This window comes from Fluctibacter corallii, from assembly GCF_025751585.1.
Lineage (GTDB): Bacteria > Pseudomonadota > Gammaproteobacteria > Enterobacterales > Alteromonadaceae > Fluctibacter_A > Fluctibacter_A corallii.
Genome location: NZ_JAOWKX010000002.1, coordinates 239,919 through 257,016, shown reverse-complemented (window position 1 = coordinate 257,016; position 17,098 = coordinate 239,919). Strand labels below are relative to the sequence as shown.

Genomic DNA, 17,098 nt, shown 5'->3' with positions numbered 1-17,098 from the left:
TGTGTTTAACTGGTTACTTTGCGCACAACGTCAGCTATCGTTTCTGACCATTTTGATGAATCTTGCGGGTCATGCGCCTCTACCATCACGCGAATAAGAGGCTCAGTGCCACTCTTTCGCAGTAAAACTCGACCATTCTTACCCATCGCAGCTTCGGCTTCTTTCACTGCCGCCTTAACATCGGCATGTTGAAGAGGATCATCATTCGCTTCAAACCTAACATTTACGAGATTTTGAGGGAACATTTCCATCCCTTGACACAAGTCATAAAGGCTCATTTGTGAGCGCAACATGGCAGTAATAACCTGTAAGCCAGCAACAATACCATCTCCTGTAGACGTCACATTCAGGTTCAACACATGTCCTGAATTTTCACCTCCAATTGCCCAGTCTCGCTCTTGCAGCATTTCCATGACATAACGGTCCCCTACTTTACTTCTCGCAAATGGAATACCCAATTTACCAAGCGCTATTTCAAGGCCTAGGTTACTCATGAGGGTACCGACGACACCACCATTTAAGCGCCCTGACTTTAATGCATCACGGGCGATAACATAGACAATTTGATCTCCATCGATGATGTTGCCTTTCTCATCAACCATCATAATGCGATCACCGTCACCATCCAACGCGAAACCTAAGTCTGCATTGTGTTCAAGCACTGCATCGCGAATCGCTTTCATCGACGTTGCGCCGACTTTGTCGTTAATGTTGGTGCCATTAGGTGATGTACCAATTTCAATGACTTCAGCACCCAACTCACCTAATACGTTTGGCGCGATGTGATAGGTGGCACCGTGGGCACAATCGACAACAATCTTCATTCCTTTGAGAGATAAATCAGAGGGGAAAGTCCCCTTACAGAATTCAATATAGCGACCAGCAGCATCGTCAATTCGATAGGCTTTTCCAAGCTTATCAGAGGCGACACATGTCATGGGCTTATCCATTTGGCGCTCTATCGCTAACTCAATATCGTCGTCCAATTTAAAACCGTTGGCCGAGAAGAATTTAATGCCATTATCATAATAGGGGTTATGAGAGGCGCTTATGACTATACCGGCTTCTGAGCGAAAAGTTTTAGTCAGATAAGCAATGGCAGGTGTCGGCATTGGTCCCAACAAACCAATGTTAATACCCGCTGCTGACAATCCAGCCTCAAGCGCAGATTCGAGCATGTAGCCTGATATGCGCGTATCTTTGCCAATCAATACTTTATTCGTGCCCTGCCCTGCGAGTACTTTACCCGCAGCCCAGCCCAGCTTTGTAACAAACTCAGGATTAATTTGGCTTTCTCCGACTTTGCCGCGAATGCCATCAGTACCAAAATATTTTCTGTCACCCATGATTTTTTTCCTTATAGGGTTTGCATAGCAGTTACTACACTAACTGCATCAACAGTTTCTTTTACGTCATGAACTCGGATTACACTCGCACCATTTAACGCACACAGCGTTGCCCCTGCGATGCTACCAGCCAGTCTTTCATCGACATCACGCTGTGTAACCGCTCCTAACATAGACTTTCTCGACAACCCCACCAGTAACGGACATGCCAAACGGGAGAATTGCGCCAAGTGTTTTAGTATTTGATAATTGTCTTCTACTCGTTTTCCGAATCCAAATCCCGGATCCAGTAATATCGACTTATCGTTAATACCAGCTTTCACACACGCTTCAATGCGAGAGCGCAAGAAAAGCATGACATCTTCGACGACATTTTCATAAGACGGGGCGTTTTGCATAGTTCTCGGCTGGCCCTGCATATGCATCAAGCAAATCGGTACATTCGCTTCGGCTGCTGCACGTAAAGCACCTTCTTCCTGGAGTGCTCGCACATCATTAATTAACCCTGCACCGGCCTTGACTGCTTCTCGCATTACGTCAGCTTTACTGGTATCGATAGAAACGATCACATCTAGCGACGTGGTTATCTTTTCAATAACGGGAATAACACGATCAAGCTCTTGTTGCAGAGATACATCAGCTGCACCAGGACGAGTAGACTCTCCACCCACGTCGATAAACACCGCGCCTTCGCTCGCCATTTTTTCAGCATGTTTGATAGCCATATCTAGCTGCTTATAATGACCACCGTCTGAAAACGAATCTGGGGTAACGTTAAGAATACCCATCACTTTGGGCGTAGAAAGGTCGATAACTGTGTCTTTAAATTGCATGCAATGTCGTCGTTATTATTCTGACGAGAATTATATACAAAAAAAGGCCGAGTTAAATGCTTAACTCGGCCTTAGTTGAAACAAAATTAGTGTTTTAGCTCGTAACGTCACCAGGTTTTCCAATGCCCGGCTTTTTATCGTCCGGATCTTGGCTGACAGTCGCCCCGCCTGTTGGCTTATCGTTATCATTCTTCTTAGAATCATCCCAATCAGCCGGAGGTCTAACGTCTTTACGCTCCATTAAATCATCGATTTGCTTCGCATCAATGGTTTCGTACTTCATCAGTGCGTCTTTCATTGAATGAAGGATATCGATATTGTCTTTAAGAATGGTTTCAGCACGTTCGTAGTTACGATCAATTAATGATTTGATCTCTGCATCTATTGCTCGTGCAGTGTCGTCAGACATATGCTTGGCTTTAGACATGCTGCGGCCCAAGAATACTTCACCTTCCTCTTCTGCATAAAGCATTGGTCCCATCTTGGTAGATAAGCCCCACTGAGTTACCATTTTACGGGCAATATCCGTTGCTCGCTCAATGTCATTTGACGCACCCGTCGTGACCTTATCGTCACCATAAATAATTTGCTCAGCAATACGCCCGCCAAACAGGCTCGAAATCATGCTTTCCAAATGCTGTTTACTGTGGCTTACGCGATCTTGCTCTGGCAAATACATCGTAACACCAAGGGCGCGCCCACGTGGAATAATCGATACCTTGTAAACGGGGTCGTGCTCTGGCACTAAGCGACCAACGATAGCATGGCCAGCTTCGTGATAAGCGGTCATGGTTTTCTCGTCTTCAGACATCACCATAGACTTGCGCTCAGAGCCCATCATAATTTTGTCTTTTGCTTTATCGAATTCTTCCATCGACACCAAACGTTTGTTTGAGCGCGCAGCGAACAACGCGGCTTCATTAACTAAGTTAGCTAAATCTGCACCTGAGAACCCCGGCGTACCACGCGCAATAACAGATGGGTCAACGTTGTCAGCAACAGGTACTTTACGAATGTGCACCTTAAGAATTTGCTCACGTCCACGAATATCGGGTAGACCTACAACAACCTGACGATCAAAACGACCAGGGCGAAGCAATGCAGGGTCAAGTACATCAGGGCGGTTTGTCGCCGCAATTACGATAATACCTTCATGGCCTTCAAACCCGTCCATTTCTACTAGCATTTGGTTCAAGGTTTGCTCACGTTCATCATGACCACCACCTAAACCCGCGCCACGTTGGCGGCCTACGGCGTCAATTTCGTCGATGAAAATAATGCAAGGCGCAGACTTTTTGGCTTGCTCAAACATATCGCGTACACGCGATGCACCTACACCAACAAACATTTCCACGAAATCTGAACCAGAAATAGTGAAAAACGGCACTTTTGCTTCACCGGCGATCGCTTTAGCCAACAAGGTTTTACCTGTTCCTGGAGGACCTACCATCAGCACGCCTTTCGGAATTTTACCGCCAAGCTTTTGGAATTTGGTTGGGTCACGCAAGAAGTCTACCAATTCGACCACGTCTTCTTTTGCTTCGTCGCAGCCAGCGACATCAGCAAATGTCGTTTTAATTTGGTCTTCGCCTAATAGGCGCGCTTTACTCTTACCAAACGACATAGCACCGCGGCCGCCCCCGCCTTGCATTTGACGCATGAAGAATATCCACACACCAATAAGCAACAACATTGGGAACCAAGAGATAAAAATGGTTGCTAGCATTGACTGCTTTTCAGGCGGCTCACCCTTAATTTTTACGTTCTTGCTAACCAAATCTGATATTAGCTGATCGTCGAAATAAGGAATGTACGTGACAAAGGTGTCTCCGTTGGTTTTTACACCACGGATTTCACGTGCCTCGCTATCAATATGAACCTCTTTTACCATGCCTTGATTAGCTTGGTTCAAGAAGGTGGTATAATCCGTTGCTACTCGTGACGATTCACTCGGAGAAAAACTCTGAAAAACCGACATCAAAACAACGGCGATCACTAACCAAAGTATTAAATTTTTTGCCATGTCGCTCAACGCTGATAACCTCTATGTTTACAATTCTGTTCTAACTGATGGCTTGTCTAACAAGACTACTACAGTTTAAAGCCCGTCGCTACAAGATATACTTCTATTCAACGTGCTTTTAATCAATCTGAATTACGGATATTACTTATAGAAAACGTTCCCGTAACACTTTGATAAATTTATCAAACCCTTCACTATGCAAGGCTTTGACAGCAAAACTATGATTTGGTTTACGTGTTGTTGGTCACTCAAATTGCACCTCAACACTTTACTACAACAGACAAAGTGTATTCATTCGAACATTTTGTCTTTATTGATTGTTATGACTACATATGTTCCTCTACGGATTACGCGCCAAATTTGTTCACAACCATGCCATTACATCTACTTACCCCAAATGATGAAAAAGCACCTAACCCAAGCGGTTTACGTTCAATTGATTGCTTTTTTGTCATTTATTTACTAAGAAAATAGGCATATGTGCAAGATGGCGTTAGAATAGCGGTTTTCAACCTTAAACTTTTAATTATTTTGTAAGAAAAATTTCTGAATGAAGTTATCCAACAAACAAAAACAATACCTAAAGGGCCTAGCCCATTCGCTTAAGCCCGTTGTACAACTGGGTGGAAATGGTTTGACCGAAGGCGTTCTTGCTGAAATCGACAGTTCACTTGCACATCATGAGTTAATCAAGGTGAAAGTGCCGACTGACGACCGTGAAGAAAAAACCCTGATCATGGACGCCATCGTACGTGAAACAGGCGCAATCAAACTTCAGGTCATTGGTCATGTTCTCGTGATCTTCCGCCAAAGCGAAGACAAAAAAATCACCATCCCAAAACTGTAATGGCACCGAAAGGGGGAGCCATCCCCCTGCCCGCCATTTAATTCGTTAATGTTGATGACCACCCACGCCATGCGCGTGACCATGAGAAATCTCATCTTCTGAAGCCTCTCTTACGTCAGTGACTTCCAAATCGAAAATCAACGTTTGTCCTGCTAATGGGTGATTCAAATCGACTGTGGCCATAAACTTACCCATTTTCATAATTGTTACCTGACGCTGACCTTGATCAGTGTGAACAATTGCAGTCATGCCCGGTGCCCATTTCTCTGCGCCCGTTAAGTGCTTAACGGGAACACGTTGGCTTGCATCTTCGATACGTTGGCCAAAGGTCACTTCTGGCGCAAGCTCTCCCGTGACCTTATCTCCTTTTTCTTTCCCATCCAGCAAGCTTTCAATGCCTTCCATCATATTACTATGGCCATGCAAATACAGGGCGGGATGTGAATCGTAGCTTGATTCTAGCTCATTGCCTTCTAAGTCAGTTATTTTGTAATGGAACTGAACGACTGAATCTTTAGAAATTTTCATACATTACTCTGTTGCGCCTTTTGAGGGCATGTTATTAACGATACATTTCGATAGGATAATTTGAGCAACACCATGGTGTTACTCGTCATCATGCCCACCATTTACAATGGATGCGATACCATACAAGCGATTCACTGCCAAAGAATTGATACTTCCTTTCGGGTAACGGCCTTTACTATTAAGCTCTCCCGCTTCTTTTTCCATCAATAGAGACAAAGCTTCATCGACTGTTTCAACCGCATAAATATGAAACTTACCCAGTTTTACCGCCCGTATTACATCGCTATGAAGCATCAGGTTGATCTTATTGGATTTAGGGATAATCACACCTTGCTTGCCCGATAGCCCGCGGGTTTGACACAGGGTGAAAAAGCCTTCAATTTTCTCATTCACCCCTCCAACAGACTGCACTTCACCGTATTGGTTAATCGAACCAGTAATAGCCAAATCTTGTCTGGCTGGCAAATTGGTGATCGCAGAAATCAGCGCAGCCAATTCACCTAACGAAGCGCTATCACCATCAATGTGGCCGTAAGACTGCTCCAAAGCGATATTCGCCGACAACGTCAACGGAAAATACTGCGCGTACTTATGCCCCAAATACCCCGTTAGCAGCATAACGCCTTTTGAGTGAATAGGTTGCCCTAGCTCCACTTCTCGTTCGATATCTACAACACCATTGGAGCCAGCATACACCGTAGACGTAATCCGAGCAGGTGTACCAAACACAGAATCACCGACTTCAAGCACGGTTAACCCATTCACTGTGCCTACTGCCAATCCATCTGTTGCAATCAGCGTTTGGCCTTGTTTTATATCCTCAAGCAATGCTTGGCTTACGCGGCCTGTGCGATGGGTTTTAGCTTTCAACGCCTCCTCAATATGCAGCGCGTCAATTTCCAATGTTTGGTGCTGGCGACAAAAGAATACCGCTTCATTTAGCAATTCAAGTACATCTGAGAATCGCGCCGATAAATGATGTTTATCCTCGGCTAGACGAAGGCTGTATTCAACAAGTCGATACATGCCTTTGGGCGTAATCGCAGCAAAGCCCAATTCTCGCACTTTCGCACGAACTTTGCCGACAAAGTCCGTTAGGTTTTTGTTCGTGAGCGGTATAACATGATCAAAGTCCACCAGCACCCGGAACAGCTCGTCAAACTCTTCATCATAATCTTGCAAGGTGTAATACAAATCGCGCGAGCCGAGCAGTAAGACCTTAACTTTTAGTGGGATGGTATGGGGATTCAATGTAACGGAATTCACCATCCCAACTTCATGTTGCGGGGTTTCCATTTTCAGTTCATTAAACTTGAGCGCCAGCTTGAGTGACTCCCACACGAAAGGCTGCTCGATCATTTTATCTGCATCAAGCAATAAATAACCGCCATTCGCCTTGTGCAACGCACCTGGTCTTAGCATTCGGTAATTGGTAAATACAGAGCCTTGCACATTGGTATATTCAATGCGTCCAAACAAATTCTGATAGGTTGGATTAGGTTCATACACAACAGGTGCACCACTATTGAGTTCGTGGCTCACTACCATGTTTGGAAGGTATTGCTCTTCCAGAATGGCGCGCTTGTCTAATTCGTCTGTTTTTTCTTCTTTACTTTCTTCAGCAAGGATTTCAACGACAGTGTCAATCAAGTGTGGCTTGAGTTGATGTAAAAATTTAACGATACCCAAGTCAGATGCATATTTGTGCTCTAACTCTTTCAACAGTGGTCGAATGCCCTGCTCTGCGGTATCACGTTTTAATTGGCGTAAGCTTTCAGACGATGCTCGTTTCCACTGAGGTAACTCAATTAACGCTTCGCTCAATCGGCTTTCTAACGTATCAATTAAATCATAATAGTGTTTGCGCTGCTCGTCTGTCAGTTTTGCAAATTCTGCATCATTGATAGGTTTGTCGTTTACAATAGGAGAAAAGCTAATAGTGCCGCCTTCTTCAAACATCGCTACACCCTGACTTTGGGCGAAGAGCTCGACGTCATCTATCGCTTTATCGTAGCGTTGGTCGAATTCTCGCGTGATGGCGGCCTTTTTACGTTGGTAACCTGGATTATCAAATGCTGCTGGAAACGTGTCTAGCAGCTCATCAATGAGGGCTTCCATTTCCTTGTGTAATTTTTTGCTTTCGCCCGGCGGCAGTCTTAAAACAAAGGGCTCCCGCTCTTCTTCAAAATTATTAATGTAACACCAGTCATCGGGTGTCGGTACATTTTGCACATGTTTAGAAATGTACTCATGCACTAATGTATACCGCCCAGTGGCATGCTCTCCCATCACATACAAATTATAACCGTTGGCATTAATACCCAGTCCAAATTCAAGTGCGTCTCTTGCTCGCTCTTGTCCGATAAACGTCGCTGTTAGCGCATCATCGTTTTTTAATGCCTGATTAATTATTCTTCGGCTGGGTTTCGCAGACAGCTCTTCAAGTGTTAGCGCGTGGATATCGGTCATAGTAAGCACGTTTAGTATTTTTGCACAGTGAAACCCGATTGCGATGTTGTGTCAACCAAAGGACAATCGTTTGCCCAATAGTTGACCTTTTCTCAAAATCACTTTTATTCTTATAGCTACATAAAACAAATTGGACAATTAACAAATGCGTAAAAGCTGCGGCCTTTCACTGTGGATATCTGCGATTTTGCTAACTATGCTTCCCTTTGCACACGCAGAGGTCAAATGGACGCAGCCCCATGGCTTTAAAATCGTGAACAAAGCGGTTATAAACGCGCCACCAGAAACAGTGTGGTATGACTTTGTAAATAATATTGATGCATGGTGGCCGAAAGATCACAGTTGGTGGGGAGAGAAAGGAACATTTTCACTCACCCCAAAAGCCGGTGGCTGTTTTTGCGAAGTCAGCGGTGATAACTCAGCCGAGCACATGCGCGTTGTATTTGTAGCAAAAGAGACCCAACTTACGATGGTGGGAGGCTTAGGTCCTTTACAAGGGATGGGCATGTACGGTGCACTAAATTGGCAATTTAATCCGAAAGAAACAGGGACAGAAGTCACGTTGACTTATACTGTTCAGGGCGCAGATAAGAATGCGTTTGACAAACTTGCGCCGATTGTAGATGAGGTGCAAGGGATTCAATTAAGCGGTTTGATTAACTATACCTCAAAGGCACAGTGATATTGCGCCTATAACTAGTCAGAGAAACGGCTAAAATGGCTATGGCCGCACTGTGTACATGGTTGAATTGTTTCAGGAAAGTCGACAGGGTGTCGATGTCCGCACGCTAAACACACCAATTCACCTAACGCCACGATTTCGCCGACACTGTATTCACCATGGTGATCTAAGTCTTGTTTAAACTCAAACGCTTGTACGGCTGAGTGATCGGTCATGTCTGCGAGTAATTCGGAAAATTTATCTTTTAAGGAATGTACCCATATCGATTGATCAGCCTGCTTATTCAGTTGCTCAATGAAAGCTTGATAGTCGCGCATAAAAAACTGCTCCATAGTATCAATTTCATCTTTGCCCAATTGACCTGCGGCTTTAAAGTACGCTTTCGCGTCTTCCATCGCTTCAAATAATGACGAAGCGGTGCGATCAGCGGCTTGCTCAAAAGATGAATACACCTTTTCTACATAAATTTCGTATCGGGTCGGCTTTTTTGGCATTGCATCACCTTCATTATCACGTTTGTGCGCTCACTTCTTTTTAACGGCACCCATTAAGTATAGCGAATTTTCATTATTGAATTGGGCACTTTATTGGTGCAAATATAGCCAAAATCTGAATTCTACATTATCCATCGCTTTCTTTTCCCATCAAAAGCCGCAATTTCCTCATTCAGCTATTGTGGCTAATAGCCCGCCTGAGGTATTCTAAGCGGCTAATCATTTCAACCTACATTAACCAGCGGAAAGCGTTATAAATGGCTGATAATCAGTACAACCCGAAAGACATAGAACAGAGTGCTCAGCGCTACTGGGAAGAGAACGAATCATTTAAAGCAACAACAGATGAGAGCAAAGAAAAGTTCTACTGCCTCTCAATGTTCCCCTACCCCAGCGGCCGACTCCATATGGGACACGTTCGTAACTACACAATCGGAGATGTAATCAGCCGTTACCAGCGAATGCAAGGTAAAAACGTGCTTCAACCTATGGGTTGGGATGCATTTGGTCTACCTGCCGAGAATGCTGCTATCAATAATAATACAGCGCCAGCCAAGTGGACTTACTCGAATATTGAGTACATGAAAGGCCAACTTAAATCGCTGGGTTTTGGCTACGATTGGGATCGTGAAATTGCGACGTGTAAACCCGATTACTACAAATGGGAACAATGGTTCTTCACCCGCTTGTATGAAAAAGGCTTAGTTTATAAGAAAAATGCCACAGTAAATTGGGATCCTATTGACCAAACCGTATTGGCTAACGAACAGGTTATTGATGGTCGAGGTTGGCGTTCAGGCGCTATTGTTGAGCAAAAAGAAATTCCACAGTGGTTTATAAAAATCACCGACTACGCAGAGGAATTACTCAACGACCTAGAAACACTGGAAGAGTGGCCAGAGCAGGTTCGCGCCATGCAGAAAAATTGGATTGGCCGTTCAGAAGGTGCTGAAATTACCTTTGAACTGGTCGACGCTGCAGGTGATATTACGCACTTTGATGTGTACACTACGCGACCTGATACCTTGTTCGGTGTGACATACGTTGGCATTGCCGCAGGCCACCCCATCGCGCTTCATGCTGCCAAAGCGAATTCTGAACTTGCCGCGTTCATTGAAGAATGTAAGAACACAAAAGTTGCAGAAGCTGATTTGGCAACCATGGAGAAAAAAGGCTGTGCAACTGGCTTGTATGCCTTACACCCTCTTACAGGCGACAAAGTCCCCGTATGGGTCGCTAACTTTGTATTAATGGATTACGGCTCGGGCGCTGTCATGGCTGTGCCTGGTCACGATCAACGAGACTTTGAATTTGCGACAAAATATGCGTTGCCAATTAAGCAAGTGATTAAACCCACCGATTCTGCCGAAACAGAATGCGATTTGTCTGTGCAAGCATTCACCGAAAAAGGGGTGCTTGTCAATTCGGGCGAATTTGATGGGTTAACCTTCGAAGAAGCATTTAGTCGGATTGCTGACACGCTTGAAAAACAAGGAAAAGGCAAGAAAACGGTTAACTACCGCTTACGCGACTGGGGTGTTTCAAGGCAGCGCTATTGGGGTACGCCTATTCCTATGCTAAATCTTGAAAACGGCGAATCAGTACCAGTTCCAAGCGAAGAATTGCCAGTCAGATTACCAGAAGACGTTGTCATGGACGGTGTAACATCGCCGATCAAGGCCGATCCTGAATGGGCCAAAACACAATTCAATGGTGATCCTGCACTTCGTGAAACAGACACTTTTGATACCTTCATGGAGTCAAGCTGGTATTACGCACGTTATACCAGTGCCATGAGCGGCGACGCGATGCTAGATCCAACAGAAGCCAACTATTGGTTGCCTGTTGATCAATATATTGGTGGCATTGAACATGCTATTTTACATTTGTTGTACTCTCGCTTCTTCCACAAACTATTGCGTGACGAAGGCCTAGTACAAAGTAGTGAGCCATACAAACGCCTGTTATGTCAGGGGATGGTATTGGCGGATTCATACTTCCGTGAAGATGCCGCAGGCAAAAAATCGTGGTTCTCACCCGCAGATGTAGATGTTGAAAAAGACAGCAAAGGACGTGTGACTCGCGCCATTCTTAAATCAGATGGTCAACCGGTCGAACATGGCGGAATGACCAAAATGTCTAAGTCTAAAAACAACGGTATCGATCCGCAGCAGGTTATCGATGTTTACGGCGCAGATACGGTTCGTTTATTCACGATGTTTGCTGCGCCACCGGAGCAAACACTGGAATGGGTTGACTCGGGCGTTGAAGGCGCCAATCGCTTCTTGAGACGCGTTTGGAAGCTTGTTCAGGAGCATATCGAAGCAGGCGATGCGGATGAACTGAATACAGCAGAGCTTACTAATGATCAGAAAGCATTGCGTCGTGAAGTGCATAAAACTATTGCCAAAGTATCTGATGATATTGGTCGCAGACAAACTTTTAACACAGCGATTGCAGCGGTTATGGAGCTTTTGAATAAACTACAAAAAGCCCCGCAAACATCAGCGCAAGATGTTGCCATCATGCGTGAAGCAGTCAATGCACTATTGCTGCTACTGAACCCTATCACGCCACACATTTGCCATACATTATGGAAGGCCTTAGGCCACACAACGGACATTGAGCTTTCTGCGTGGCCAGTAGCCGATGAATCAGCGATGGTAGAAGATGAAAAATTGGTGATTGTTCAAGTAAATGGAAAAGTTCGCGCTAAAATCACAGTTGCAGCAGATGCTGCACAAGATAGCGTGGAAACATCTGCGCTTGAGCAACCAAATGTTCAGCAATTTGTTGAAGGTAAAACGGTGCGCAAAGTCATTTACGTGCCGGGTAAACTTGTCAACATTGTTGCTAACTAAATCATAACTGAAGGAGGCAGCCATTTTATGATGACGCACTACGCACGCCTGGTTTACACATTTCTGATCTTGTCGTTGCTAGCAGGATGTGGCTTTAAACTACGGGGTGAACAACCTCTTCCACATGGCATTAAACAAGCGTCTGTGGCTGCTCCTTTTGATCACTCCCCCATGCTTAGAGCGCTAAAAAAGCGCTTTAAGCTCTATCAAATTCCACTGGTTGAGTCGCAAGAAGAATTATCAAGTGACACCGTTCATATTCAACTCATCTCTGACCAGCTTGACAGAAGATTATTATCACTATTCTCTTCAGGGCAAGTGGCAGAGTATGAGCTTGTTTTTACTGTACAGTATGCGATTTCATTTTCTGAAAGAGAGCCGATGATACATTCAGTGGAAGTTACGCGAGAATATCAAGACGATCCCGATGCAGTATTAGCAAAATCACGCGAACTAGAACTGGTATTAAGTGAGATGCACCGTGAAGCATCAGACAGAATCATTCGCTTAATGACCAACCAGCGAGAACTAGCACCGTTGCGAGATTCACACGCATTAACGAACCAGCCTAGCGCTAATACACTCTAGACAAACTCTCGTTTTTGCCATGCAGATTTACCCTAATCGTTTACATTCACAACTGTCTCAAGGTCTCTCACCATTTTATTTAATATTTGGTGAAGAGCCGCAGCAAAAAATGCAAACGCTTCAAGCCATTCGAGACCAAGCGAAAAATGAAGGGTTCGATGAGCGACAAAGTCTGGCGGTTGATAATCAGTTTGATTGGCACACTTTATTAGAAGCAACACAGTCTTTATCTTTGTTTGCGTCAAAACAGCTAATAGAGCTTCACCTGCCTTCCGGCAAGCCCGGCACACAAGGCAGCAAGTTATTGACAGACATCGCTTCACAGGCGCTTAGTGACACAATATTAGTTATTCATGGCGATAAAGTCGGGCGTGATGTCACCAACAGCAAGTGGTTCAAAGCACTAGATAGTCGTGGGGTGTACGTTCCGTGTTATCCGCTTGAAGGGAAAGCACTGCACCAATGGCTTTCGCAAACGATACATGATGCTGGCCTTAAGGCCACGCAAGAGAGTATTCGCATGCTTGGAGAGCTGTGTGAAGGAAACTTACTCGCAGCAAAACAAGAAATAGACAAACTCGCTCTGCTATTTCCTGGCCAAACGATTGAAGTCGAAGCGCTAAATAGCGTAACCGTTGATCAATCCCGATTTAATGTTTTTCAACTTATTGATGTATTGCTCAGTGCAGATGCAAAAAAAGCCGTCAAAATGCTATATCGCCTCGAAAGTGAAGGTCTCGAACCGACTATTGTCCTGTGGGCTTTAACACGAGAATGGCAAACGTTGCGTCAGATAAAAGATGCCCAGCAACAAGGCCAACACGTTAACTGGAATCAATTTAAGATCTGGAAAAATCGACAAGCTATGTATCAACACGCACTCGCTAGAATGCAAGATACTCAATTAAGTCATATTCAACAAAAACTGGCTATTTTAGACAGTAAGTTCAAACAAGAATCGGTTTCACGCCCTTTTATTGAATTGGCTCACATTTGTTTGCTGTTTATGGGAATTCCGCTTGACGGAGTACCGCTAGAATAATGTCGAAAAACAAACTCGGTATTTTTGGCGGGACCTTTGATCCTCTTCACAATGGTCATCTTCTAGCCATAACAGAGACCATGAGTGAAGTGTCTTTGAGTGAGGTCACCCTTGTACCTTGCCACGTTCCCCCTCATAAAGCAGAGCCTACAGTGACGCCAGCCCACCGACTGGAAATGGTAACGCGTGTCTGTGAGCAAACATCGGGCTTATCGGTCAACGATTGGGAAATAACTCAGTCTACCCCTTCGTACACCGTGGAGACGTTATCTCATCTAACGTTGTTGCACCCGAACACCACCCTGTATTTTTTTATGGGAATGGATTCGCTGTACCAATTTACCACTTGGCACAAGTGGGAGCAGATTCTTGAGCTGGCGCATTTAATTGTATTTAATCGACGCAACTCCGCTGACGACGGTGTTATCCCAGCAGAACTGATTGACAAAATAGTGGCTACGCCCTTGCACCTAAATAACCAAACGCAAGGACTTATTTATATCAGCCAGAGTCAAATTCGAGATATATCATCGACCGATATACGCGCGCGTATTAAAATGGGGCAGCCGTGGCAGCAGCTTGTACCTAGCGCGGTAAGCGAGTACATTCAAGCTCATCATTTATATGCATAGATTTCTGATAAACTTTAGTAAAACATACCTAAATAAGGAGACCCTTTGGACCATCAGCAAATGAAGCAATTTGTCATCGACAAAATTGAAGATTTGAAAGGCAGAGACATCATTGATTTGAATGTTGAAGGTAAGTCAACTGTTACAGACACCATGCTTGTCTGTTCAGGCAATTCTAAACGCCACGTTTCATCAATTGCAGAGCATGTTGTTACCGAGCTTAAACAAGCAGGTCATCCCCCATTAAGTGTGGAAGGTCAAGATACCGGTGATTGGGTATTAGTTGATCTTGGCGATATTATCGTTCATGTGATGCAAGACGAAGCACGAGACTTTTACCAACTAGAAAAACTCTGGGGATAATCAGCGCTGTGCGAATTCAACTCATTGCCGTGGGAACGAAAATGCCAGGCTGGGTCGAAGAGGGTTTTAACGAATACCTTCGTCGCTTTCCCAGTGATATGCAACTGTACTTAACTGAGATACCTGCAGGTAAGCGGGGAAAAAACGCGGATATCAAACGGATATTACAAAAAGAAGGCGAGCTGACCTTAGCCGCTATCCCAAAAGGCAATCGGATTGTCACCCTTGAGGTCACTGGAAAACCTTGGGACACGCCCACGTTGGCAGCACAAATGACTAAATGGCAATTAGACGGCAGAGATGTCAGCCTATTGATCGGTGGACCTGAAGGATTAGCTCCTGAATGTATTGCTGCGTCTGAGCAACGTTGGTCTTTGTCGGCATTAACCTTGCCGCATCCACTTGTACGGGTTATTGTTGCAGAGAGCTTGTATCGAGGTTGGTCTATTAACAATAACCATCCATATCACCGAGAATAAAAATAATGAAGCGTGTTGCGATTAAAGATCATACGGCCGAAGCAAATTTGTTTGCTCGGCGAAGCGTCATTGCACTGGCCATCGTGTCTGTCATGATGATGATGCTAATCAGTAATCTTTACTATCTACAAGTTAAGCGACATGAAGATTACCAAACACGCTCCAACGGTAACCGTATTAAAGTACTTCCCGTAGCCCCTAATCGCGGCCTCATATACGATCGCAATGGCGTGCTTTTAGCTGAAAATAAACCGGTATTCAGTTTACAAATAACACTTGAAGAAGTGGACGAGCTAGACGCTACTGTTGCAGAGCTTGCAGAGTTACTGGATATTTCACAAGAGCAAATAGACGACTTTTACAGAGACATCAAGCGCCAAAGGCGTTTTAAACCCGTCGCCATTATAAATCGCCTCAATCCAATTCAAGTCGCCATTTTTTCAGCCAATCAACATCGATTTGATGGTGTAAGAATCGACGCGCGCCTCACTCGACATTACCCATACGGTGAAGCGTTAACCCATGTGTTGGGATACGTGGCTCGAATAAACAAGAAGGATTTGCAAAAGCTTTCAGTAGACGGCTTAGAAGCCAACTATGCAGCGACCCACGATATGGGTAAGCAAGGAGTTGAAAAGTACCATGAGTCGACATTACATGGCACTGTGGGTTATCAAGAAGTAGAGGTAAATAGCCAAGGGCGAATTATTAGAACACTCGATTTTCAACCCCCCGTTCCTGGGCAAGATATCGTGTTAAACCTCGATATCAACATGCAACTTGAAGCCCAAAAGGCATTGGAAGGCAAACGAGCAAGTGTGGTAGTGATTGATACGAATACGGGTGGAATCCTCACCCTATACAGTAATCCAAGCTACGACCCCAACTTATTTGTGCACGGAATAAGCAGTAAAAATTATCGCGAACTGTTGCAGTCTCCTGACCGCCCGCTGATCAACCGAGCGACGCAAGGTCAATACCCACCGGCCTCTACAGTAAAACCCTTTTTAGCCGTGCTTGGGTTAGAAGAAGGCGTGATAACCCCTGAAAGTCGCGTATTCGATAACGGCAAGTACAAACTGAAAAATGTAAACCATGTATGGCGTGAAATGACACCATGGGGACACGGCTGGACAGACGTTAAAAAAGCCATTGAGGTGTCATGTAACTTCTTCTTTTATGACCTCGCCTATCGAACAGGCATAGACAGAATCAGTGATAGCATGAGCGAATTCGGGTTTGGCGATTACACTGGTATCGATTTATATGAAGAGTCTGATGGGATTATGCCAAGCCGAGGATGGAAGCGTGCCTATAAAAACCAGCCATGGTATATCGGTGACACCATATTAATTGGGATTGGACAAAGTTACTGGACCGCGACGCCACTGCAATTGGCGCATGCGTTATCGACACTGGTTAATAAAGGAACACGTTACATTCCACAAATACGCCAAGGCAACATGACAGCAGAAGGTATCATGCAAGAACCGCCAAAAGAACTACGCCCAATTGTCGTTAAGAACGAACAAAACTGGGACGTAGTACTCGAGTCCATGCATGCCGTAATTCATGGCGAACAAGGCACCGCTAGACGTGCTTTTAAAGATGCGCACTATAACGCAGCGGGCAAAACCGGTACAGCGCAAGTTGTCGGTTATGCACAAGATGAAGAGTTTGACGCAGATAAAGTCACCGATCGCAATCGCGATAACGCCATGTACATTGGGTTTGCCCCATCAAAAAATCCTGAAATTGCCATTGCGGTTGCGGTAGAAAATGCCGGTGGCGGAAGCTCGGCTGCCGCCCCTGTTGCTAGACAGTTGATGGATTACTACTTTAAAGACCGAAAAGATTTGGTTAAAACCGACACACCAGAACAAGAAGAACAAGAAGAACAACTGAATTAGT

15 protein-coding genes are annotated in these 17,098 nt (G+C 44.8%); 9 read left to right on the top strand and 6 right to left on the bottom strand.

Annotation, left to right across the window (positions count from 1 at the left end; translation table 11 throughout):
* Positions 1-5: 5 nt before the first annotated feature.
* From glmM to ftsH, 3 genes are all read right to left on the bottom strand, one after another.
* Positions 6-1,346: a phosphoglucosamine mutase gene (gene glmM, locus OE749_RS04675; protein WP_263711199.1), complete on the bottom strand. Its 1,341-nt coding sequence runs from the start codon at positions 1,344-1,346 to the stop codon at positions 6-8.
* Positions 1,347-1,357: 11 nt separating this feature from the next.
* Positions 1,358-2,179, bottom strand: a complete 822-nt coding sequence (gene folP / locus OE749_RS04670; RefSeq protein ID WP_263711198.1) for a dihydropteroate synthase — start codon at positions 2,177-2,179, stop codon at positions 1,358-1,360.
* A 94-nt stretch (positions 2,180-2,273) separates the two neighbouring features.
* Positions 2,274-4,211 carry an ATP-dependent zinc metalloprotease FtsH gene (gene ftsH, locus OE749_RS04665; protein WP_263711197.1) on the bottom strand — a complete coding sequence of 646 codons (1,938 nt, stop codon included), beginning with the start codon at positions 4,209-4,211 and terminating at the stop codon, positions 2,274-2,276.
* A gap of 541 nt (positions 4,212-4,752) precedes the next feature.
* Between ftsH and yhbY the strand changes: the two genes are divergently transcribed.
* Entirely contained in the window at positions 4,753-5,049 is a 297-nt protein-coding gene (gene yhbY / locus OE749_RS04660; RefSeq protein ID WP_263711196.1) for a ribosome assembly RNA-binding protein YhbY, read from the top strand.
* A 45-nt stretch (positions 5,050-5,094) separates the two neighbouring features.
* Here the strand turns inward: yhbY and OE749_RS04655 are convergent, their stop codons facing one another.
* Positions 5,095-5,577 (bottom strand): FKBP-type peptidyl-prolyl cis-trans isomerase, encoded by a 483-nt coding sequence (locus tag OE749_RS04655; RefSeq protein ID WP_263711195.1) that lies wholly within the window; start codon positions 5,575-5,577, stop codon positions 5,095-5,097.
* 78 nt (positions 5,578-5,655) lie between these two features.
* Entirely contained in the window at positions 5,656-8,046 is a 2,391-nt protein-coding gene (locus OE749_RS04650) for a Lon protease family protein (RefSeq protein ID WP_263711194.1), read from the bottom strand.
* A gap of 145 nt (positions 8,047-8,191) precedes the next feature.
* Here OE749_RS04650 and OE749_RS04645 point away from each other — a divergent pair, with 145 nt between their 5' ends.
* Entirely contained in the window at positions 8,192-8,728 is a 537-nt protein-coding gene (locus OE749_RS04645) for an SRPBCC family protein (protein WP_263711193.1), read from the top strand.
* A gap of 14 nt (positions 8,729-8,742) precedes the next feature.
* Here OE749_RS04645 and OE749_RS04640 read toward each other — a convergent pair whose 3' ends face one another.
* On the bottom strand, positions 8,743-9,222 hold the full coding sequence (locus tag OE749_RS04640; RefSeq protein ID WP_263711192.1) for a zinc ribbon-containing protein: 480 nt from the start codon (positions 9,220-9,222) through the stop codon (positions 8,743-8,745).
* 257 nt (positions 9,223-9,479) lie between these two features.
* On the opposite strand from OE749_RS04640, the gene leuS reads away from it, so the two are divergent.
* Genes leuS through mrdA form a run of 7 tightly spaced genes read left to right on the top strand, consistent with a single transcriptional unit; the run spans position 9,480 to position 17,097 of the window.
* Positions 9,480-12,083, top strand: coding sequence for a leucine--tRNA ligase (gene leuS, locus OE749_RS04635; RefSeq protein ID WP_263711191.1), 2,604 nt, complete (start codon positions 9,480-9,482; stop codon positions 12,081-12,083).
* Between the two features lie 27 nt (positions 12,084-12,110).
* Positions 12,111-12,671: an LPS-assembly lipoprotein LptE gene (locus OE749_RS04630; protein ID WP_263711190.1), complete on the top strand. Its 561-nt coding sequence runs from the start codon at positions 12,111-12,113 to the stop codon at positions 12,669-12,671.
* Positions 12,672-12,690: 19 nt separating this feature from the next.
* Entirely contained in the window at positions 12,691-13,713 is a 1,023-nt protein-coding gene (gene holA / locus OE749_RS04625; RefSeq protein WP_263711189.1) for a DNA polymerase III subunit delta, read from the top strand.
* Positions 13,713-14,345, top strand: a complete 633-nt coding sequence (gene nadD, locus OE749_RS04620; protein WP_263711188.1) for a nicotinate-nucleotide adenylyltransferase — start codon at positions 13,713-13,715, stop codon at positions 14,343-14,345. The genes holA and nadD overlap by 1 nt, the downstream gene beginning before the upstream one ends.
* Before the next feature lie 45 nt (positions 14,346-14,390).
* A complete protein-coding gene (rsfS, locus tag OE749_RS04615) occupies positions 14,391-14,708 on the top strand; it encodes a ribosome silencing factor (RefSeq protein ID WP_263711187.1) in 318 nt (105 codons plus the stop codon).
* Positions 14,709-14,716: 8 nt separating this feature from the next.
* Positions 14,717-15,187 (top strand): 23S rRNA (pseudouridine(1915)-N(3))-methyltransferase RlmH, encoded by a 471-nt coding sequence (rlmH, locus tag OE749_RS04610; protein WP_263711186.1) that lies wholly within the window; start codon positions 14,717-14,719, stop codon positions 15,185-15,187.
* 5 nt (positions 15,188-15,192) lie between these two features.
* Complete coding sequence (mrdA, locus tag OE749_RS04605; RefSeq protein ID WP_263711185.1) at positions 15,193-17,097, top strand: penicillin-binding protein 2; 1,905 nt, start codon at positions 15,193-15,195, stop codon at positions 17,095-17,097.
* Position 17,098: the final 1 nt, after the last annotated feature.